Consider the following 20,058-nt stretch of genomic DNA (forward strand, 5'->3'; position numbering starts at 1 on the left):
ACCGGGACCCTTGGGATTCACGGGTTGTCTCTCTCCGCCGCACGAATCACGCCGTCGGCCAGCAACTCGGCAACTTCTGCACTCGACATCCCAAGCTCACCAGTGAGGATGCCCAGCGTGTCCGCCCCGAGAGCCGGCGGGTAGACCGGTTCGACGTCGACCGTGTCCACAAAGCGGATCGGTGTTGCGACATTCTCGAACGACGTGGCGCCTTTCCTTAGGGTAAGCAGTGAACCATCCTGGGCCTCGCGCGCGTCCTCCAGGGCCTCGAGCACGTTCTTCACCGGCGCGACGGGCACCGATGCGTCTGCCAAAAGCTTCACCCATTCCGCCGCTGGCCTCTCGGCGAAGCGCCCTTCAAGGATCTCCCACAGGGCTTCTTTGTTCTGCAGCCGGCTTGCGGCGTCGATGAAGCGACCATCGCTGACCAGTTCGTTGACCCCGAGCACCTGGCACAGGCCTTCCCACATGCGAGGGGTATTGGCCGTGACCACGAACTCACGGCCATCGCCTCCGCGGAATGAGCGGTACGTGGCGATGGAGTCGTGGCCCGCACCCTGCGGCTGCGGTGCGGTGTTGTTAATGGAGGTATACAGGGCTTGGTAGGACAGCATCGCCAGCTGGCCTCGCAGCATGGAGACATCGATAATGCGACCTCGACCCGTCTCATCCCGCGCTCGAAGGGCAGCCAGGATGCCGATCACGGAGTACAGTCCGGCCACAACGTCACCGGCGGGGATTCCGAGTCGCGCGGCCGGAGCGTTCGCGTGGCCGGTGAGGCTCATAACCCCGCTAAGTGCCTGCACCACCATGTCGTATGCCGGTCGGTCGCGTAGCGGACCCTCTTGGCCGAAGCCGCTGATGGACGCCCAGATGAGCGAGGGCTGGGCTTCGACAATGGCCGAGGGTTCCAAACCCAGCCGGGCGGTCACTCCGGGGCGGAAGTTCTCGATGACCACGTCAGCGCCCGCGATCAGGCGCCTCATGATCTCGATACCTCGAGGAGCCTTAAGATCGATCGCGACGCTGCGCTTGTTGCGGTTGTTCGCCAGGTAGTAGGCGCTCACGTCGTCGATCTCGGGACCCGCGATGGCGCGGCTTGAATCGCCACTGAGCGATTCAACCTTGATGACGTCTGCGCCGAGGTCCCCAAGCAGTTGCGTTGCCGAAGGGCCTGAGAGGAAGGTCGTGAGATCGAGGACACGAATCCCTTCCAATGGTGGGCGCTGGATCCCGGTCATGCCGCCTCGAAGATGTGTATGGTGCAGGCGCCGTGGTCGAGACCGGCGGTGCCGCCACCTGTGACGTGGGTCATCGCCCAGCGGGCGTCATCGATCTGCCGTGCACCCGCCTGATCGGTGAGCTGCCAGAATGCCTCGGCGATTTGCGCTACACCGCTGGCGCCAACGGGATGGCCCTTTGCCAGCAGGCCACCACTGGGGTTCACCACGACGTCGCCGCCGAAGGTGGTCTTGCCATCGCGAAGAAGGTCGACCGCGTGTCCAGGCTCGGCGAGGCCGAGGGCCTCATAGTAGATAAGTTCAGCAATCGAGAAGGCATCGTGCAGTTCGATCATGTCGAGGTCCTTGGGCCCGATGCCGGCCAACGCATACGCATCGCGGGCGGAGTCGTACGTAATTTCGGGCTTGGTCATGTCTCGGAAGCCTTCGGCCACGTGGCCGGAATGCAGCACTGAGGCGGCCACGCGGATGGCGGGTTTGGACTCGAACCGCTTGCGTGCGCGTTCGGAGGCAAGAATGACGACGGCGGCACCGTCACCTGTGGGGCAGCACATGGGCAGTGTTAGCGGGTCCGCAATGGGGCGCGCGTTGAGTACCTCTTCGACCGTGATCTCCTTGCGGAACTGCGCGAAGGGGTTCAGTGCGCCGTGTTTGCGGGCTTTTACGCTCACCAGCGCGAGGTCCTCAGGTGTCGCCTCAGTGTCGTGCAGGTAGCGGGTGGCGCGCATGGCGTAGACCGCAGGCATGATGATGCCCTGTTTAACTTCGCGATCCTCTGGAGAAAGAGGAAGCGTACCGCCGCCGAACTGTGTCAGTTTCTCGACGCCGATGACGACGGCGACATCGATGAGGCCCTGCGAGATGGCTTGCCAGGCTTCATGCACGGCAGTGGCGCCGCTGGAGCAGGCATTGTCGACGTTGACTGTCGGGACAGTGCCGAGCCCGATCTCTTTGCAGATGCGCTGCCCGGTCATCATGCCACCGTAGGAGTGGCCGACATAAACGGCGTCGACGTCCGACTTTTCAATTCCGGCGTTCCGGATCGCATCGATGAGTGGGGAGACCGCGAGGCCGACGTACGACGACGTGCGGTACTTCCCGAACGGGATCATCGCCGCCGAAATCACAAATACGTTGTCACCCATGTTAAACCTCTCGCTTATCGCTGGCCGCAGGCGCGAAGAACCAGTCGTCTTTGACATCAAGCTCAACTCGCATGTCGGGGCGCAGCGGAATGTCGCCCTCATGGATGTCGGCCAGGGTGCGTACGCCATTGTCCAGGTCGACGTAGCCAAGGGGACGAATGCCTTCGGCGCCGACGTGTATGCGGGTGAAGGAATAGAGCACGCCGGTGCTCGGCAGGGCCACGCGGCTAACGTCGCGGCTGATGCAGGAACTGCAGACCACGCGGCTGCCGATCATCGTGCAGCCACATGCGTTGCACTGGCTGCCGACCAGGCGCTGCCCTTCGGGAAAATTACCGATCAGGCTATCGGTCTCCATGTCCGCAATGGGCTGTGAGGCTGGAGCCTCGATAGTCGCTGTCATTGCGCGCCTTCCTTGTTGGCTTCGGCCGCCAAGGCGATGGCCCGCGTGGGGCAAACATTGATGGCCATCTGGATCTTGTCTTCGGGGTCACCGAGTTCATCGGTGACGATTGCGATGCTGAGATCGTCGAGGTCGAAGGTATTCGGGGCGTAGAACGTACACTGCCCCGAACCCATGCAACGGTCGCGGTCCACGGTGAGGTTTTCAGACATCATGCTCCCTTCGACGTGTACTCAAGGTAGAGCTGGTTGTGGCCGCGGAACTTGTAGCTGCGGATCAGATCCCACTCGCGGGCGCTTTTTGAACCGTGGTGCTCCTCGCTGATCCATATGCGCTCGGTGCGTTCGAGGAAGCGCTGGATCGAGAAGACCGCTTCGGCACGTGCCAGCGGGGCGCCCGGGCATGTGTGGATGCCACGACCGAAGGCGAGGTGCTGCCTGGCGTTCGCTCGTTGGATGTCGAACTCGGCCGGATTATCGAAGAGGCGGGGATCGCGGCCCGAAGCGCCGTGCAGCAACATGACGACGGTGCCGGGGGCAAGGTCGAGGCCGCCGATGCTGGTGGCCACTTTGGTGAGCCGGAAAGAGCCCTTGATGGGCGCTTCGATCCGAAGTGTTTCCTCGATGAACTTCGGAATGAGCGAGGGTTCACGGCGCAGCAGGTCCTGCAGGTCCCCGTCTTCGGCAATACGCTGCAGGGCGATGCCCATCAGCTGCACGGTGGTCTCCTGGCCGGCGGCAAACATGTTGGACGCGATCCGGGCGACCTCAAGGGGCTCGGGCAGGGAACCGTCGGGGAAGGTGGCCAGCGCCATGCCGGTGATCACGTCGTCCTTCGGATCATTGCGGCGCTCCTCGATCTTCGCGACGAAGTAGTCGTAGAGCCGCTCAATGCTGCTGTGATGGTTGGCTTGGAGCTCAAGGTTGCCAAGCACGGGACCCGGAGCAGAGGCGAGCAGCTCAAGGAGCATCGGGTGGTCCTCCTCGGGCACACCGAGCAGGTCCGCGACGGCCAGGATGGTGTAGCCCTTGGCGTAGTCCCAGATGAAGTCGCAGTGGCCTCGCTGGATGATCCGGTCCAGGAAGTGGTCTGCGGTGCGCTTGAGGAAGTCCTCGTTTTCCTTGAGTCGCTTCGGCGTTATGAGGCCCATCAGGAGCGTGCGATGGTCTGTGTGAACCGGCGGATCGAAAGTGACGATCTGGTCATTGTTCGGGAAGTACTCCCGGTGCTTCTCCAGAAGATCACTCAGGTCATCACCAACGAGTTCGACGGGGATGTCGAGAACCGGGCCGCCCGTGCGGTTGATCGAAGAGTAAACCTCGGGCTGGTGGTACACCTGCAGTGCTTCTTCATATCCCGTGACGATCACTACGCCGTACTTTGTCTCCCGCCACACCGGATGGTTGGCAAGCATGTGGTCGAAGTACGGCTCTGCCGTCTTCGCTGTTTCCGGATCGGTGAAGAAGTCAATCCTGGTGGGATCGATATCGACGGTGGTCATATGAGTCCCTTTCCCTTTCGGCTCATGCGATTGTTTTATTCAACAGAACAGATGTCCTGTTAGGCGCTTTTCAAAGCATGGATCTCGTGTGGTGCAATGTCAAGCCCACTTCTCGCGGAAGCGGCAAAACCCAAAGGAAGGCGCGGTCCTTGACATCGAATGGTGAGTCATGCCACATTTAGTCGAGATTCGTTGAAAGGTTCATCTGTTCCGTTGAAGGAACAAGACGTTGAAGCCAGTCTTTACGAATAAATCCACGACGAAGGAGTCGGCGAGTGCAGCCAGGTCTCTTGATGCATCATCAATCCACTAATTTGAGGCGGAAGCAGGAGTCATGCCGTTAAATATCTTGCAGCGTTTGGGATACGGCCTCCTTGTGATTGTCCTGGTCACGGTGGGCACCACTCTGCTGCTCAGCTTTGCTCCAGGCTCCGTCGCTGAGGTCATCCTTGGCGAAGGCGCCACCCCGGAGAACATCGTCAGGCTGAAGGCGCAGCTCGGGCTTGACCTGCCGATGTGGCAGCAGTACCTCAATTGGTTGGTGCATGCTTTCCAAGGTGACCTGGGCGCATCCCCCATCACACACGTCCCGGTGATGACGGCAATCGTTCAACGGCTGCCGGTCACCTTGGAAATCGCCTTTCTGGGCCTGGCAATCGCGCTGATCATCGCTATCATTTTGGGCGTTATCTCGGCGGCCATGCCGGGCAGCGCGGTGGACCGGGGCATCAATGTCCTGACGTCGGTGTTTATCTCTGTTCCGCCCTTCGTCTCAGGACCGCTGCTCATCTTCATCTTCGCGGTGGGCATGCATGCCTTCCCATCGGTTGGGTGGTCACCCTTGGAAGCCGGGCTCGGGGCGAACCTTAGAAACGCATTCCTTCCCGCACTCTCGGTGGCTTTCATGGAGATTGCCTCGTTCCAGCGGGTGCTGCGTACTGACCTCGTCAGCACGCTCCGGGAGGACTACGTGGCGGCGGCACGCGCAAAGGGTATGGGCAAGGCCTATGTGATGTTCCGTCACGCGTTTCGCCCGTCCTCGTTCTCGCTGCTGACCGTTGCCGGCATCAATCTCGCCCGGCTCATCGGTGGAACGATCGTTGTCGAGACGCTGTTCGGCCTCCCCGGGCTTGGGCAGCTTGTCTCCAACGCGATCATGCAGCGCGATGTGATCACTGTTCAGGGCGTGGTGACGTTCGTCGCCGTCGTGTTCGTCATCGTGAACATGCTCGTCGACATCAGCTACGGCCTCATCGACCCGCGGGTCCGGAAGGCTGAGCGGGCCACGAAGAAGAAGACCACGGCTGCATCGAGGATCCCAAGGAAGGCCCTGCAGGCATGAGTATTACGACCACGACCAAGTCCACGGTGAAGGCACCAAACACCACACGCCCGAGCTCCGGCGGCAGGGGAGTCCCTTACCTCCCACCGGTAAAGACGCAGAGGTCGGTGACCGTTTGGTTGGCCTACTTCTGGCTCGCGCTCATCATCCTGCTGGCAACCTTCGCCTGGGCCCTCCCTCTCGCGCCCTACGATGCCCCCGTAGGGAGCCCGCGTACGCCGCCGAAGTTAGGCGATCTCAATCTTCTCTTCGGCACGGACAAGGCGGGCCGTTCTATCCTTGCCCGCACCATCTGGGGCGCCCAGATCTCGCTTGTGGTCGGCACCGTCGCAGGTCTTTCGGGGGCATTCCTCGGGACAGTCCTGGGCTTGATCGCCGGATATTACCGCAAGAAGGTGGACTGGGTCATTACCTTGGTCGCCGACGTTCTGCTTGCGTTCCCTGTGCTGATCCTTCTCCTCGCCATCACAGCGATCTTCTCGCCGAGCATCCCGACCCTTGTCATAGGGCTGACAGTGGCAAGCATTCCAACCTTCATGCGCCTCGCCAGGGCGAGCACGATGTCCTGGGCGAGCCGCGAGTTCGTTCGTGCCGCCAAGAACATGGGGGCGGGAGACTTCCGCATCATCATTCGGGAAATTCTTCCAAACCTGTTGCCGACGCTTTCTTCCTTCCTGCCCATCGTGGTCGCCGGACTCATCGTGGCGGAGGGATCACTCAGTTTCCTTGGCCTCGGTGTGCCCCCACCCACGCCCAGCTGGGGAGGAATGATCAACGGAGCCAGCGAAGTGCTGCAACGAGCCCCGCACATTGTCTTCGTCCCCGCGATCGCGCTTTTCCTGACGGTGTTTTCACTGAACCAAGTGGGCGACCACCTGCGGGGCAAGTTCGATCGCAGCATGCAGGGCTAAGCCACCGACCAGACGATCCGCTCCACCCGAATTCCGAATCCCCAGAAAAATCAGAAAGGCCATCGTGATTTCAATGAAGAAGTCCACAACGGCAGCCGCCCTCGTGGTGGCCGCTGCAATTGCCCTCAGCGGCTGCGCAAGCGGAGGGGCGTCGTCAGACCCGGCCCCCGCCGCCAACCCAATTTCGGGCGGCATCGCCCGCGTCGTGGAGGCCGGAACGCCCACTAGCCTCGACCCGGCGTTGCTCCAGAACACCGGCCCCCGCATGCCCGTCACAGGCAATTCCCTCTACGGCCAGCTTGTCACGGACGACCCCGTGACTGGCGAGATCAAGATGGGACTCCTCAAAGAGTTCGCCACCAGCGACGGCGGAAAGACGTTCACGGTTCGTGTTCGCGAAGGCGTCAAGTTCTCCGACGGGACACCATTCACCGCGGAAGCAGTCAAGTTCGGCTGGGACCGCATCAAGGTCCCCACGACCGGCTCTTCGGTCATTGCTACAGGGGCGTTGGTCGACAATATCAAGATAGTGGACGAGCTGACGGCCACGGTCACCATGGCGAAGCCGACGCCCCACTTCCCCAGCGCGGTACTTTTCACCCAGATGAATTGGATCGGCTCACCAACTGCCCTCCAGGCAGGTGCCGAGGCGTTCAACGCGAAGCCTGTTGGCGCCGGGCCCTTCGTGCTCGAAAAGTGGACGCAGGGCGATGTGCTGAAGCTCAAAAAGAACCAAAACTACTACGTTCCTGATCTTCCCCACCTCGACGGCCTTGAAGTTCGCGGCATCGCCGATCCCTCCCTTGCCTACAACGCTCTGGCGAGCGGTCAGGCGGACGTCGTCATGACCATCTCGCAGGAGAAGGCGGCCAATGCGGTCGACGCCGGAAACGTCGCAACTCCTTACGTCCTCGGCGGCGGCAATGCTCTCATCATGAACACTTCGAAGGCACCTTTCGATGACGTTCGTGCTCGCCAGGCGGTCTCATACGCACTGGACCTCGACAAGCTGAGCGAGGCGGTTTACGGCGGATTCGGCGAACTGCCCAAGACACTGTTCAAGGCGGATTCACCCCTCTTTGCCGACGTGCCGGTCCACACATATGACCGCGAGAAGGCCCAGAAGTTGTTCAATGAGCTCGCTGCTGAAGGGAAGCCGCTGACGTTCAGCATGGCATTGTTCCCCGGAGGCTCGGCCATGTTTGAGGCGATTCAATCCCAGCTGAGTCAATACCAGAACGTCAAGGTCACAGCCAACCAGCGCGATCAGTCCGAACAGGGTTCGCTTCCCGTGAAGGGCGACTTCCAGATGCTCTCCTCGGCGATTGTTTTCAATGATCCGGATCCGCGTATCTGGCTCGCCCTGCACGGGGAAGCCGGCAGCTCGAATTACAGCCGGCTCAACGACGCCCAGATGAACACCGCCTTGAACGCCGGGCGGGACGGAAAGACCATCGAGGAGCGCGCGGACGCCTACAAGAAGGTCGCTGAGAGGTTCCAGGAGCTCGTTCCCATGATCCTTACGAATGTCTCGTACTTCGGCTCCATCGAGAGCAGCAAGGTCAACGGAATCACCATGTACGGGATGGGCTCGCTCGCCCCGGACACGCTCTGGCTTCAGCCCTGAGAAAGGTGGTGCTGCGCGAGGAAAWCGCGCAGCACCACGCACTCTCGTTCCAAATCAATGAAGGAAGGCGCAACACATGAGCGGCGAAGAAATGCTGCTGGAGATCCGGGATCTTCATGCATACATCGGCTCTCCCCGGGGCATTGTCAAGGCTGTTGATGGTGTCAGCTTCAACCTGCGGCGTGGTGAGGCCTTGGGCATCGTTGGCGAATCAGGCTCGGGAAAGTCCATCACGGCACGCGCGGTCATGGGCCTGATGCCCGCACGATCTGCCCGCACTGGAGAAGTGTTGTTCGAAGGACGCGACCTGCTTTCACTCGGACGCAAGGAGTTGCAGGAGATCTGGGGCAACAAGATCGCGATGGTTTTCCAAGACCCCGGACGCTCCCTGAATCCGGTGGTACGTATTGAGCGGCAGCTCACCGAGGGCATGCGGAGGCATCTGGGAATCTCGAAGTCCGCGGCACACAGCCGGGCGCTCGACCTCCTCAAGGAAGTCGGCGTGCCCGACCCCGAACGCCGCCTGAGGGCCTACCCCCACGAGCTGTCCGGCGGCATGCGCCAAAGGGTGATGCTCGCCGTCGCCCTTGCCTGTGAACCGGACCTGCTCATCGCCGATGAGCCGACCACCGCGCTCGACGTGACAATCCAGCGCCAGGTGCTCGACCTCCTTCGCCGTATCCAGATTGAACGCAAGATGTCGCTGATGCTGATTTCCCATGACCTGCACGTCGTGGCGGGCAATACCGACCGCGTCGCCGTAATGTACGCCGGACGCCTCGCCGAGGTCGGAGCGAGCCGGGAAGTGTTCGACGACCCCCAGCACCAGTACACGAACGCTCTGCTTGCAGCGACACCCACCATCGATCATGAGCGGCACACTCCACTGAATGTCATTCCCGGTTCGCTTCCGTCCCCGACGGACCCGCCCAGCGGCTGCCGGTTCGCGCCACGTTGCTCCGCAGCCACGGCCGAGTGCGGCGAGGCGCAGCCGCCAATTACGAATATAGGACGGGATCATGCAGTTGCGTGCTTCCACCCTGTGACCACGAATGCAAAGGAAGGTGAGCTCGTTGGCCGGTAGCGGTAGCGCGCATTTACGCGGAGACGAGGCGGTCCTCTCCGTCCAGGATCTCGACGTCGAATACCACACGTCGCGAGGAAGCTTCAAAGCAGTGGCAGGAGTGAGCTTCGACCTGCTGAAGGGCGAGTCCCTCGGCATCGTCGGAGAGTCCGGCTGCGGCAAGTCCACCACTGGGCGCGCCGTGCTGCGGCTCGACCCTATCGCGGGTGGAAACATCCGGTACAGGGAGGAATCGATCGAGTCGGCTTCACCGCAGCGGCTGCGCGAGCTCCGACGGGACATGCAGATGATCTTCCAGGACCCGATCAGTTCCTTGAACCCGAGGCGCCAAGTCAAGGATCTGGTGATGGAGGGGCTTGCGATTCAAGGCGTTCCCCAGAAGGAACGCGACGAGCAAGCCCCCGGAATGCTGGCCCAAGTAGGGCTTCCTAGTGAGCGCTTCGCCGAAATGATGCCGCGGCAGCTGTCGGGGGGACAAGCCCAGCGAGTGGCGATCGGCCGTGCCCTGGCCGTCCGCCCGGGGCTGCTCATCTGCGACGAACCGGTCTCGGCCCTCGATGTATCGGTTCAAGCCCAGATCCTGAACCTGCTCGAAGACCTGAAAACGAAATACGATCTCACGATCGTGTTCATCGCCCACGACCTCGGCGTCGTACGGAGCTTCAGCGACAAAGTGCTGGTGATGTACCTCGGCAAGACCTGCGAGTTCGGAGATTCCGTGGAGGTGTACGACAGGCCGGCACACCCCTACACCCGCGCGCTTCTGGACTCCGTTCCCTCCCCTGATGCAGAGGGTGGCTTCGCCGGTCCCTCCCTGAAGGGCGACATCCCGTCGCCACTCAACCCGCCATCGGGTTGCCGCTTCCGTGCCCGATGCCCGGCTGCCCAGGAACGCTGCGCAGTGGAAGAACCGGAGATGCGCGAAGTGCGGCCGGGCCAGTATGCCGCCTGCCACTTCCCGCTCGATTAGCAGGCGGTGCGAACGCACGAGCAAATCCTATCTAGGTAAACCCGGGCACGTCCCCGGGAGAAATGGAGTCATACATGTCTGAAGAACTTGCACCAGACCCTCTCGCACCGTGGGTTCGGGAAATCGCGGTCAAGCACGACGCAGCCCGCCACTTAGAGGGCGTGCAATGCCGGGGCTCGGTGGCACTCATTGACCAGGCGGCCCGGCTACGCGGCGCTGGAGAGGTGATGCTCGGAAAGGCGATTTCCCTTGAAAAGGAGATCGAGACCCGACCCGAGCGTCTCACGGCCAGTCGGGAAGCGGCAGAAACTGAGAAAGCGCAATGGCAGAAACTGGGCTTGTCCGAAATGCCCCACGGGCATGGCGGCGTCGAACTTGAGGTGCAGATCGGCATCCACGGCCGCTCCGCCCACGGAGGCGACGTCATCAAATACGATGCGCACGGTGTCCACAACACCCACCTCGACGGGCTTGCCCACATCGGCGCCGATGCCACCTGGCATGGCCCGATACCCGCACGGTCCTCTGAGACCGATGAAGACACGATGGTTAACTGGGCACAGCACGGCATTGCCACGCGAGGGGTATTGCTCGACATCCCCACCATACGCGGCGCGGAGTGGGTCACGGCTGAGGAGCCCGTCACTGCGGCCGAGCTCGACGCGGCACTTGAAGCTACCGGGGTCGACTTGGAACCTGGCGACGCGCTGATCATCTATCAGGGCCGGGACAAATACGAGGCCGCCGGCAACGTCTACCCGAGCGGGGCCGCGGCCGTAAAGCGGCCCGGTATTGGTGAGGACGGCGCGAAGTGGATCGCCGCGAAGGACCCGGGCCTCGTCCTGTGGGACTTCCATGACGCCCGGAACACCCCGACGGGAGCGCTGGAAGTACACAGTCTCATCTGGGCCATCGGTCTCTGCCTCGTGGACAACTGCCTGCTTGGCCCCGCCGTGGCCGCGCTCAAGGAAGCAGGCACTTTCACGGGACTGATCGTCGCCGCACCGCCCGCTATCCACCGGTCTACAGGTGTTCTCATCAACCCGCTTCTCCTGTACTAGGAGCCCAAGCCAGACAGAATTTTGCCGACACCAGTGATGAAAGCGGCTTCCGGTTGCTCCATGCGCGGAGCGACCGGAAGCCGCGGATCACGTATTCAGCGGGCTTTCGGAACGGAGAGCGCCATGCTCAAAAACCTGATGTGCAAACTGAACCTGGGCCACGCGTGGCACGTTGAACACAACGAGGACGGCAGCCGCTACAGGCCCTGCACCCGCTGCGGAAAATACGACGACGGCGGCGATCCAGGTGGCGGTCGATGGGCCGTTCCTGACATCGGCTGTGGGGCCCGCTTACCCCTGCCTCAGCCCAGTCGCATTGAGCACCAGATTGGCGGTGATGAAACGGCCGCACTGCTCACCAAACGGGTAGTCTGCCTTGGGCGTGAACGTCAGCGTCCGCACAGGCAATGCGGTTCCGGATGGAGAGGTGCCGGATACGGTCGCTTCAAGCGGACTTTCTGAGAGGGTGGGCAGTCCCAGGAAGCCGGTCATGGTGCCATCGGGCGAGGACGTTGCGGAGCACACGCCTTCAGGGGAGCACCCCTGGTCCACGGCGATGGAGCCTGGGTTCAAAACCACATTCGCTTCGGTGCAGGTCCCGTCCTGGCACGCCTTCATCCGCAATGAAGCAACTGTGTCCACGTAGTCGGCAGCGACCGTGATCGAGACGCCAGACGCCTGCGCGATCGCCGGGCAAGGTACCGGCTCAGCGAAGCAGCTGGGAAGAAGTGCAGAGGTACCCATTAGCGTAAATGCCAAACCAATCTTGCCCATGCTTCAGGGTAGGACTGGACCCAGCAGGAGGCGCCGCAACAAAGGGAATCGGCACCCCATCGTTACGGCTCACCCTGACCTGTTGCCGAACCGACACCGCGCGTCATCGCGGCTTAGGCCGGAAGCCGCAAACCGCCGTCGTGGATTTCCGCCAACCCATCACTGACCAGGCCGTCGAGGGCCCGTTCCAGTTGCTCGGGCGCTGAGTTGAGCCTGTGAAGTGCTGCCAGCGGAATCCCAACGCCCGACGGCGCGAACCCGAGGTCCGCCGGCGCCTGTTCGAACATCTCGCGCGGAATCGGGATTGCAGCTTCGCGGAGGACGGCCATCACCGCTCCCCGGACTTGCCGGTCCGTGCCATGCCAGGATTGGCCCTTTGGCGTGTACGACGGCGGTGGCTCACCTGCCGCGAGCCAGGCGCAGCTTGAGCGCACGGGACACTCGGTGCACTTGGGACTCCGGGCCGTGCACACCACGGCACCCAGTTCCATGACGGAGGCGTTCCAGCGCACGGACAGCGGCCGTTCTTCGGGCAGCAGAGTGTCGGCCAAGCGCATCTCGGCCGCGGTGAGCGCCGGAGCGGGCAGGGCGTGCCCGGAGATGAGGCGCGCATGGACGCGACGGATGTTGGTGTCCACCACTGTTTCCCGGCGGCCAAAGGCAAAGGCGGCGACGGCGGCGGCCGTGTAATTGCCGACGCCCGGCAGGGTCAGGAGCCCGGGATAGGTATCCGGAACGTCTCCATTGTGCTCGTCGCGGATGGCGACGGCGGCTGCGTGTAGTCGCAGGGCCCTGCGGGGATAGCCGAGCCGGCCCCAGTGACGAACAGCCTCACCGCAGGGCTCATCGGCAAGGTGTCCGGGGGTTGGCCAGCGTTCCATCCAGTCCCGCCAAACGGGGAGAACGCGGACCACAGGGGTTTGTTGGAGCATGACTTCGCTGACCAGAATGCCCCAAGGGCTGCAATCAGGCTCGCGCCACGGAAGGTCCCTGGCGGTCTCGGCGAACCACTGGTCCAAGGACTGATGGAGTCCGGCGAGTTGGTCGGAACCGGGAAGTGCCATGCGTCAGATCTCCCGGACTGTTGAAGTTTAGGCTGGCGTCGGAGCGCCGGAATTCTGCCCTCTACTGTAGTGGAAACCAGGACGGCGACGCTTCTGCGGTGCACGTCACACTGAGCGGGTTTGCCGTCCGGCGGCGTGGTGGTGGCCTGCTGCGGAGTGGGCCCGCCTAGCCTAGAAACATGGCCAATCAGGGTAGGAACCAGTCTTCCGCGCGCAGATCAGCGCCGGCGAAGGGTTCTGCCCGTAATTCAGGCGGTCCCGGCCGCCCTGGCTCCCCAGCGCAGAAGCGGCGTCCGAGCGCCGCCGTTTACCGCCGTCGTCGGCAGTTTGTCTTCGGTGCGCTACTGGTTGTGATCGCCCTCCTGGTTGCTGGCGTCGTGGCAATCAGCGGTGCGCTTGCAAGTAAGTCCGGGCCGCAGGCGGTCAACACGGCGGAGCCCTCCCAGATGCCTACTCAAGGGAATGCGCCCACAGCAGGCACTGCCTCCCCGTCCGCCACGCCCACACCTGTATGCGACCTGAGCTTGGTAACAGTGGCTGCTGCTACGGACAAGCCAGCCTACGGGACTGAGGAAATGCCACTGCTCACCATGACCATTACCAACGGCGGGACGACGCCGTGTGACGTCAACGTGGGCACATCGCAAATGGAGTACGTGGTGATGAGCGGCTCGGACCGGATCTTTTCCTCCAAGGATTGTCAGGCCGGAAGTGAAGACCTGGTCAAGACCATCCAGCCGGGCAAGAGCGAGACCGCCAATTTCCCCTGGCAACGCAACCGGACTCTTGAAGGCTGCGCCGCGATCAACGCAAAACCCGGCGCTGGGGGCGCCTACTACACGTTCGAGGCCCGCTTGGGGAACAAGTCCAGCACCAAGGCCGTCTTCCAGCTGAACTAACCTTCGGCGGACGGTGATTTGATAAATGTCCGACGGCGGCACACGGCTTTAGAGGAACCTGTCCAGCAAGCTTGCTTCGGCCATGCGGCTCAAACCTTCACGGACGGTGCGTGCGCGCTGGTCGCCGATGCCATCCACAGTCATGAGGTCATCGATAGTGGCTGCCATGAGGTTCTGCAAACCGCCGAAGTAGTCCACCAGGCGATCGGCGACGGCCTTCGGAACGGACTTGAGACCGGACAGGAGGCGGTAGCCGCGCGGCTGGACCACGGCGTCCAACTGTTCCACGCCTCCGGCGAAGCCGATGATGTGCGCGATGCGGCTGAGGTCGATCAGTTCCGTGGGGCCGAGGTTGAGGAGCGCCTGGACGGCTTCATCGATGTCCTCCGGGGTGGCGTCCGGGTCCGAGTAGTCGCGGATGATGACGTCGCTGCCGGGGCCGCGGCCCATGGTCAGTTCCTCCACCTGCAGTGATAGCAATCGGCCATCCTCGCCGAGCTCCAGGACGTATTGTGCGATCTCCTCGGAAATCCGCCTGACCATCTCCTGGCGCTGCAAGGTGACGGCCACATCCCTAACGGTGACCAACGCTTCGATCTCAAGGGCTGAAAGCGAGCTGGTGACCTGATCCAACCTGGCGCTGTAACGCTCCAGCGTTGCGAGGGCCTGGTTGGCGCGGGCCAAGACTTTCTCCGAGCCCTCCAGGACGTGACGCAGGCCGTTCACGTACAGCGCGATGATCTGCATCGACTGGCTGACAGAGATGACGGGAACGCCTGTCTGGATGGCGACCCGCTCTGCGGTGCGGTGCCGGGTTCCCGATTCCTGCGTTTCAATGCTGGAATCCGGAACGAGCTGCACTGCGGCACGGACGATGTTGCTGGCGTCCTTGTCGCAGATGATGGCGCCGTCCATCTTGGCCAGTTCACGCAGACGTGTGGGCGAGAAGTCGATTCCGATATCAAATCCGCCGGAACAGATGGAGTCGATGGTGCGGTCATAGCCCAGCACAATCAAGGCGCCGGTGCGTCCACGGAGGATGCGCTCCAAGCCGTCCCGCAAGGGAGTTCCGGGTGCGACTCTGGCCAGAGTCGCCTTGAGCGACTCTTCCGGGCTCCGGGCCATAGGGTTTCCCTTCGAAGGTGCAAGCCATGGCTCACAGACAAGCTGAATCCGGCATCCGCGGGCGCTTCGAAAAATGCCCTGATGACGACTAGCACCATGATATGGCTTCCGGACACCGTTAACCGCACCAGCAAGCCCCAAAGTGGGTCATTTCGTTATGTACGGAGACGGCCGGAAGGTGCCTTTTCGGGCGTTCTTGGCAACGCCTGTTTGGGGCTTTTGCGTGGTTGACGTGGGCCGATATAACAAATTGGTGTAGATATTCTAGGAATCCACCTGCCGCTTCAACTTATTACCCAGCCACAGCATCGCCAGGCTCACCAAAAGGAAGCCAACGGAAATCGCAAGGGCAAAGACAACAACGCCACCCCAGCCGCCTGCCCGGGTGGGGTCGATGAACCAGTAGGGGTACCAGTTCACCAAGGCACCCCGGATCAGGCTGTAGACGAGGTAACCGATGGGATAAAGCAGCCAGTACCAAATGTGGCGGGTCGTCAGCGTTGCCCGTGTCGGTTGGAAGAGCCAATCCACCACCATGACCACAGGGATCAGGTAGTGGACCACAAAGTTGACCCACGGAAGAAGTGAGCCCAGGTCCTCGCCGGCAAGCAAAGCTCCGAATACCAGTCCAACCACGGCCATGGCGATGGTCGCCGTGCCGCGGGTGGCGTCGTCGATCTCGCTGGGTTGTTTGCGGATGAGTACCCTGTAGCCGCTGATGAGCAGCACCAGTGCCGCGAAGATGTTGGAGAGGTTGGTGAAGTAGCTGAAGAAGTTCCAGACGTCATAGCCCATGCCCAAATGAACCGTCAGCTGCGTTCCCACCGCCACCAAGGTCAAAAGGCCAAAGAAAAAGCGTCCCCCAATAAGCACAGTTCTTTTGGTCATGGCCCAATCCTCGCCGAAACGCAGCCCGGCGATGCCCCGACACCCCGCGAGGACGGCCTTTGTGCGCTACGTGATCAGCAGCTCCAACGCCTCGGCCAGATGCCCCACTTCCCGCACAGAGAAACCCTCCGGGATAACGCCGGCACCCGCCGGGCTGGCAGGAACAATGGCGTGCGTGAAACCGAGGCGGTGGGCTTCCTGGATGCGCTGGTTGATTCCGGGCACAGGCCGGACCTCGCCTGCCAGCCCAACTTCACCGAAGGCAATGAGCCGTTGGGGGAGTGCCTTGCGGGATTTGGCTGACGCGACGGCCAACGCCACGGCGAGGTCGGTGGCCGGTTCCGTCAGCTTTACACCGCCAACAGTGGCCACGTAGGAGTCGTCCTTGTGCAGCATGCATCCGGCGCGCTGCTGAAGCACAGCGAGCAACATGGCAACTCTGGAGCTCTCCAGCCCGCTGGTAGCCCGCCGGGGTTGGGCATTGGCACTCTCGGCGAGCAGCGACTGGACCTCCGCGAGCAACGGGCGGCGGCCCTCCATGGTCACCGTGATGCAGGTGCCTGAGACAGGTTCACGGGTCCGCGAAACGAACAGCCCGCTGGGATCGGCCAACCCTTCGATGCCGGCCTCATTGAGATCAAAGCATCCGACGTCGTCGGTAGCCCCGTAGCGGTTTTTCACAGCCCGGAGCAGCCTTAGCCGAGAATGGCGCTCGCCTTCGAACTGGCACACGACGTCCACCAGGTGTTCCAGCAAGCGCGGTCCTGCAATCGTTCCTTCTTTGGTTACGTGGCCCACCAGCAACGTGGTCATGTTCCGCCGTTTGGCCGCGGAGATGATTGATGCAGCTACTTCCCGCACCTGGGAGACGCCACCGGCGCTGCCCTCGACGTCGGCACTGCTGAGCGTCTGCACAGAGTCCACGATCAGCAGCTTCGGCTCAAGCTTCTCCACCTGGCCCAGCGCTTGCCCAAGATCGGTCTCGGCGGACAGGTACAACGTATGCGCAACAGCATCGATCCGCTCCGCGCGCAGCTTCACCTGGGCTGCGGATTCCTCGCCCGTGATGTACAGAACGTCCTGTCCGGTGCGGGCAAACTTCGCAGCGACGTCCAGCAGCAGCGTGGACTTCCCGACGCCGGGTTCCCCAGCCAGCAGGATGACGGCACCGGGGACGAGCCCTCCTCCAAGGACGCGGTCCAGCTCGTCCACACCCGTGGGCAAGAACGCCGCCGTTGTCCCATCCACCTCAGCGATACGGCGGGCGGGCTCCAAAACGGTAGCGGCCGGCGTCGTACGCGCAACCGTGGCGCCGTACTCTTCAACGGTTCCCCACGCCTGGCACTCACCGCAGCGGCCCACCCACTTGATGGCCGTCCACCCGCATTCGGCGCATTTGTAAGCGGGTGTCTTGGATGCGCGGGAGGTCTTGGAAGCCATGGGTTCAAGGGTAGCCGTGGCGGCTGACAGTATTAGCCGCCACAGCGAATCGCGGATCCTACAGAGCCGGCAGCACGTCCCGGGCCTCATCAGATTCCAGTCCGCTCGCCTCCAAAAGGTCCACCATGAGCGGCCGAAACAGCATCACCACGGTTTCGCCCTCAAGCTTCTGAACGTCCAGCATCTTGGGGTGCAGGCGCGAGGCGATGTCGGTCAGCTCATTGCGGGCGTGACGCATATGGACGCGGCGGGTTCCCTCGCTCTGCTCCGCCAAGCCAATGGTCAGTTCATCGATCGCTGCGGCAGTTTCCTGCAGGACCTCGGAGATGCTTTCAATGGCTTCATCAGACAACGCAGCATGGTTGATGGCGCTTGTGAGCCTGCGGGCAAAAACGCGGCTGTTACGGAGTGCAAGGTCGATGTACTCCAGCGAATGCTCCAAACTGGCAAGCTCGTCGCGGTGCCTGCGATGGGCCGGAGCCAGAGTCGCGACCTCGCCCGAGGCCCGCAGCGTCTGCCGCATCCGATCCACCAATGGCTGGCAGTTACGGCCGCGAATAAGTGCGTGCCAGGCGATGGTGGAGTCGCTTTCGACCATGGCCTTGGCACACTCCCGCAGCACTTCGGCAAGTTCGTGCAGGATCTTCTGGACATCCTTCCGCGGCTCCCGGCGCGGATCCTTCGGCACCAAAATAGTCACCAGCAGGGCGAACACGCCGCCCACCACTGCATCCAGGCTCCGCGTGAACGGCCCGCCGGCAGGCGCCGGCAGCAGCACGACCAGCAGCGACTGGAGCCCCAGCTGGGTGGTGAAAATGGTCCCGCTGTCCAGGAACCTTGCCAGCAGGATAGAGAAAAGAAGCACGACGGCGGCCTGCAGGATCCCAGCACCCAGCCAGTGGAGCAGGAGGTCACCGACGACGATGCCGAGGGTGCAGCCCAGACCAACCTCAATAACACGACGCAACCGCGGATCACGGGAGAAGCCCAACGCAATCAACGAAGAAGTGGCCGCAAACAATGGCCCTTGGTGGCCCAGGACGTATTCCGCGAAAGCGTAGGCACCCACGGCACACACGGTCATTTGAACGGCCGGAGTCAGGGAGTTCCGGCTACGGACCAAGCCCGTCCGGACTCTGGCACGCAGGAACCTCTTGCTTGCAGAAAATCCCTTCGCGGCAGCCATGTCCTCCAGTCTATTTGCCGAACCCCGGCATCCATGACGAGTAGGACGCCGGGCAGGGTCCCACTCAAGGTGGCGCGCGCCACATAACCCAATGGTCCGCCGTCGTTCACTTTGCGTTCACCTTCCACGTCAGATCCCGTTACCTGCGCTCCATACCTTCAGTAAAGGAACAAAAGGTCCTCAGCTCGCGCACGCCGAAATCTCCGTCGGCCCGCATCGAAGAATCCCTGGAAGGGGCACATCCAAGTGAAGGCAACTCACTTCGGCCGCAACGCGGCAATCGCGGTCATCGCAGCCGGCGCACTCGCGCTCACTGCTTGCGGTTCAGACAACGCAACGAACACCCCGGCCAGCACTCAGTCGGCAGCCGGCATGAAGGTGACCGGCACCCTCACCGGCGTTGGCTCATCTGCGCAGGGCGCAGCAATGGACGCCTGGAAGTCTGGCTTCGCCGCCGCAAACCAGGGCGCAACCGTGCAGTACTCCCCGGACGGTTCCGGAGCAGGCCGCAAGGCCATCATCGACGGCTCGGCACAGTTCGCCGGCTCGGACGCCTACCTGAAGGACGAGGAGCTCGCGAGCTCCAAGGCCAAGTGCGGCCCCGAAGGCGCCATCAACATCCCGGTGTACACCTCCCCGATCGCCGTCGCCTTCAACGTCCCCGGCGTCATGGACCTGAAGCTCGACGCCGCTACGGTCGCCAAAATCTTCCGCGGCGAAATCGCCAACTGGAATGACCCCGCAATCGCGGCCCTGAACGCTGGCGATACCCTGCCGGACCTCAAGGTCACCCCCGTGAACCGCTCTGACGATTCCGGAACCACCACCAACTTCACCGACTACCTCGCAGCTGCTGCTCCCGAGGTCTGGACGGACAAGGCTGCAGGCATCTGGCCGGCAACCCTGAAGGGCGAGAACGCCAAGGGCACCTCCGGCGTCGTCAAGACCGTTACGGACACCCCGGGCGCCGTGACCTATGCCGATGACTCCGCTGTTTCCGGCAAGCTGGGCACCGCCTCCATCAAGGTCGGCGAGGAATTCGTCAAGATCTCCGCTGACGCCGCTTCCAAGGCTGTCGAAGCAGGCAAGCCCGTTGAAGGCCGCGCCACCAATGACGTCGCCATCAAGCTGGACCGCAAGACCACTGTCTCCGGCGCCTACCCTGTGGTGCTCGTTTCTTACCACGTCGTTTGCACCACCTACGAGACCAAGGCAGTCGCTGACCTGGTCAAGGCCTTCGAAAGCTACGTAGTTTCCGACGAAGGTCAGAAGACCGCCGCTGACGCTGCCAAGTCCGCACCGCTTTCCAAGTCGCTGCAGGACAAGGCCAAGGCCGCCATCGAAACCATCAAGGCCAAGGCCTAAGGTTTCCGACGGGTTTGACTGAACCCGGCTAA

19 protein-coding genes are annotated in these 20,058 nt (G+C 62.5%); 8 read left to right on the forward strand and 11 right to left on the reverse strand.

The genetic code is table 11. The annotated features are described in order from the left end of the window. Positions 1-17: 17 nt before the first annotated feature. From AB4Z15_RS04310 to AB4Z15_RS04330, 5 genes are read right to left on the reverse strand one after another with little or no spacing between them, the layout of a single operon-like run. Positions 18-1,241 (reverse strand): CaiB/BaiF CoA transferase family protein, encoded by a 1,224-nt coding sequence (locus AB4Z15_RS04310; protein ID WP_442016228.1) that lies wholly within the window; start codon positions 1,239-1,241, stop codon positions 18-20. Continuing rightward, positions 1,238-2,386 carry a thiolase family protein gene (locus AB4Z15_RS04315; protein WP_442016229.1) on the reverse strand — a complete coding sequence of 383 codons (1,149 nt, stop codon included), beginning with the start codon at positions 2,384-2,386 and terminating at the stop codon, positions 1,238-1,240. The genes AB4Z15_RS04310 and AB4Z15_RS04315 overlap by 4 nt, the downstream gene beginning before the upstream one ends. 1 nt (position 2,387) lies before the next feature. After that, positions 2,388-2,789 (reverse strand): Zn-ribbon domain-containing OB-fold protein, encoded by a 402-nt coding sequence (locus tag AB4Z15_RS04320; protein WP_442016230.1) that lies wholly within the window; start codon positions 2,787-2,789, stop codon positions 2,388-2,390. Further along, positions 2,786-3,004 (reverse strand): ferredoxin, encoded by a 219-nt coding sequence (locus tag AB4Z15_RS04325; RefSeq protein WP_442016231.1) that lies wholly within the window; start codon positions 3,002-3,004, stop codon positions 2,786-2,788. The genes AB4Z15_RS04320 and AB4Z15_RS04325 overlap by 4 nt, the downstream gene beginning before the upstream one ends. Beyond that, entirely contained in the window at positions 3,001-4,290 is a 1,290-nt protein-coding gene (locus AB4Z15_RS04330; protein WP_442016232.1) for a cytochrome P450, read from the reverse strand. The genes AB4Z15_RS04325 and AB4Z15_RS04330 overlap by 4 nt, the downstream gene beginning before the upstream one ends. Before the next feature lie 334 nt (positions 4,291-4,624). On the opposite strand from AB4Z15_RS04330, the gene AB4Z15_RS04335 reads away from it, so the two are divergent. From AB4Z15_RS04335 to AB4Z15_RS04360, 6 genes are all read left to right on the forward strand, one after another. Then, the gene (locus AB4Z15_RS04335) at positions 4,625-5,632 is read left to right on the forward strand and encodes an ABC transporter permease (protein WP_442016233.1); all 1,008 of its coding nucleotides are present in this window, start codon (positions 4,625-4,627) and stop codon (positions 5,630-5,632) included. After that, positions 5,629-6,543 (forward strand): ABC transporter permease, encoded by a 915-nt coding sequence (locus AB4Z15_RS04340; RefSeq protein WP_442016234.1) that lies wholly within the window; start codon positions 5,629-5,631, stop codon positions 6,541-6,543. Before AB4Z15_RS04335 ends, AB4Z15_RS04340 begins: the two co-directional genes overlap by 4 nt. Positions 6,544-6,616: 73 nt before the next feature. Then, on the forward strand, positions 6,617-8,170 hold the full coding sequence (locus tag AB4Z15_RS04345; RefSeq protein ID WP_442016235.1) for an ABC transporter substrate-binding protein: 1,554 nt from the start codon (positions 6,617-6,619) through the stop codon (positions 8,168-8,170). Positions 8,171-8,246: 76 nt separating this feature from the next. Beyond that, positions 8,247-9,254, forward strand: a complete 1,008-nt coding sequence (locus tag AB4Z15_RS04350; RefSeq protein ID WP_442016236.1) for an ABC transporter ATP-binding protein — start codon at positions 8,247-8,249, stop codon at positions 9,252-9,254. Next, positions 9,235-10,224 (forward strand): ABC transporter ATP-binding protein, encoded by a 990-nt coding sequence (locus AB4Z15_RS04355; protein WP_442016237.1) that lies wholly within the window; start codon positions 9,235-9,237, stop codon positions 10,222-10,224. Before AB4Z15_RS04350 ends, AB4Z15_RS04355 begins: the two co-directional genes overlap by 20 nt. A 74-nt stretch (positions 10,225-10,298) precedes the next feature. Then, a complete protein-coding gene (locus AB4Z15_RS04360) occupies positions 10,299-11,285 on the forward strand; it encodes a cyclase family protein (RefSeq protein ID WP_442016238.1) in 987 nt (328 codons plus the stop codon). A 291-nt stretch (positions 11,286-11,576) separates the two neighbouring features. On the opposite strand, the gene AB4Z15_RS04365 is transcribed toward AB4Z15_RS04360, so the two are convergent. Next, positions 11,577-12,059, reverse strand: a complete 483-nt coding sequence (locus AB4Z15_RS04365) for a hypothetical protein (protein ID WP_442016239.1) — start codon at positions 12,057-12,059, stop codon at positions 11,577-11,579. A gap of 113 nt (positions 12,060-12,172) precedes the next feature. Next, entirely contained in the window at positions 12,173-13,123 is a 951-nt protein-coding gene (locus AB4Z15_RS04370; protein ID WP_442016240.1) for an A/G-specific adenine glycosylase, read from the reverse strand. A 179-nt stretch (positions 13,124-13,302) separates the two neighbouring features. On the opposite strand from AB4Z15_RS04370, the gene AB4Z15_RS04375 reads away from it, so the two are divergent. Beyond that, on the forward strand, positions 13,303-14,022 hold the full coding sequence (locus AB4Z15_RS04375; RefSeq protein WP_442016241.1) for a hypothetical protein: 720 nt from the start codon (positions 13,303-13,305) through the stop codon (positions 14,020-14,022). 48 nt (positions 14,023-14,070) lie between these two features. Here AB4Z15_RS04375 and disA read toward each other — a convergent pair whose 3' ends face one another. From disA to AB4Z15_RS04395, 4 genes are all read right to left on the reverse strand, one after another. Further along, entirely contained in the window at positions 14,071-15,147 is a 1,077-nt protein-coding gene (gene disA / locus AB4Z15_RS04380) for a DNA integrity scanning diadenylate cyclase DisA (protein WP_442006609.1), read from the reverse strand. A 264-nt stretch (positions 15,148-15,411) separates the two neighbouring features. After that, entirely contained in the window at positions 15,412-16,035 is a 624-nt protein-coding gene (locus tag AB4Z15_RS04385) for a Pr6Pr family membrane protein (protein WP_442016242.1), read from the reverse strand. Positions 16,036-16,101: 66 nt separating this feature from the next. Continuing rightward, positions 16,102-17,475, reverse strand: a complete 1,374-nt coding sequence (gene radA, locus AB4Z15_RS04390) for a DNA repair protein RadA (protein WP_442016243.1) — start codon at positions 17,473-17,475, stop codon at positions 16,102-16,104. A gap of 58 nt (positions 17,476-17,533) precedes the next feature. Beyond that, a complete protein-coding gene (locus AB4Z15_RS04395; RefSeq protein WP_442016244.1) occupies positions 17,534-18,661 on the reverse strand; it encodes an FUSC family protein in 1,128 nt (375 codons plus the stop codon). 246 nt (positions 18,662-18,907) lie between these two features. Here AB4Z15_RS04395 and pstS point away from each other — a divergent pair, with 246 nt between their 5' ends. Then, positions 18,908-20,026 (forward strand): phosphate ABC transporter substrate-binding protein PstS, encoded by a 1,119-nt coding sequence (gene pstS / locus AB4Z15_RS04400; RefSeq protein ID WP_442016245.1) that lies wholly within the window; start codon positions 18,908-18,910, stop codon positions 20,024-20,026. Positions 20,027-20,058: the final 32 nt, after the last annotated feature.

Origin of the sequence: Paenarthrobacter sp. 2TAF44, assembly GCF_052114885.1 — a bacterium.
GTDB lineage: Bacteria > Actinomycetota > Actinomycetes > Actinomycetales > Micrococcaceae > Arthrobacter.

Coding starts and splice junctions, on each gene's coding strand:
- AB4Z15_RS04310 (WP_442016228.1), bottom strand. CDS start 1,241: ATGACCGGGATCCAGCGCCCACCATTGGAAGGGATTCGTGTCCTCGAT.
- AB4Z15_RS04315 (WP_442016229.1), bottom strand. CDS start 2,386: ATGGGTGACAACGTATTTGTGATTTCGGCGGCGATGATCCCGTTCGGG.
- AB4Z15_RS04320 (WP_442016230.1), bottom strand. CDS start 2,789: ATGACAGCGACTATCGAGGCTCCAGCCTCACAGCCCATTGCGGACATG.
- AB4Z15_RS04325 (WP_442016231.1), bottom strand. CDS start 3,004: ATGATGTCTGAAAACCTCACCGTGGACCGCGACCGTTGCATGGGTTCG.
- AB4Z15_RS04330 (WP_442016232.1), bottom strand. CDS start 4,290: ATGACCACCGTCGATATCGATCCCACCAGGATTGACTTCTTCACCGAT.
- AB4Z15_RS04335 (WP_442016233.1), top strand. CDS start 4,625: ATGCCGTTAAATATCTTGCAGCGTTTGGGATACGGCCTCCTTGTGATT.
- AB4Z15_RS04340 (WP_442016234.1), top strand. CDS start 5,629: ATGAGTATTACGACCACGACCAAGTCCACGGTGAAGGCACCAAACACC.
- AB4Z15_RS04345 (WP_442016235.1), top strand. CDS start 6,617: ATGAAGAAGTCCACAACGGCAGCCGCCCTCGTGGTGGCCGCTGCAATT.
- AB4Z15_RS04350 (WP_442016236.1), top strand. CDS start 8,247: ATGAGCGGCGAAGAAATGCTGCTGGAGATCCGGGATCTTCATGCATAC.
- AB4Z15_RS04360 (WP_442016238.1), top strand. CDS start 10,299: ATGTCTGAAGAACTTGCACCAGACCCTCTCGCACCGTGGGTTCGGGAA.
- AB4Z15_RS04365 (WP_442016239.1), bottom strand. CDS start 12,059: ATGGGCAAGATTGGTTTGGCATTTACGCTAATGGGTACCTCTGCACTT.
- AB4Z15_RS04370 (WP_442016240.1), bottom strand. CDS start 13,123: ATGGCACTTCCCGGTTCCGACCAACTCGCCGGACTCCATCAGTCCTTG.
- AB4Z15_RS04375 (WP_442016241.1), top strand. CDS start 13,303: ATGGCCAATCAGGGTAGGAACCAGTCTTCCGCGCGCAGATCAGCGCCG.
- disA (WP_442006609.1), bottom strand. CDS start 15,147: ATGGCCCGGAGCCCGGAAGAGTCGCTCAAGGCGACTCTGGCCAGAGTC.
- AB4Z15_RS04385 (WP_442016242.1), bottom strand. CDS start 16,035: ATGACCAAAAGAACTGTGCTTATTGGGGGACGCTTTTTCTTTGGCCTT.
- radA (WP_442016243.1), bottom strand. CDS start 17,475: ATGGCTTCCAAGACCTCCCGCGCATCCAAGACACCCGCTTACAAATGC.
- AB4Z15_RS04395 (WP_442016244.1), bottom strand. CDS start 18,661: ATGGCTGCCGCGAAGGGATTTTCTGCAAGCAAGAGGTTCCTGCGTGCC.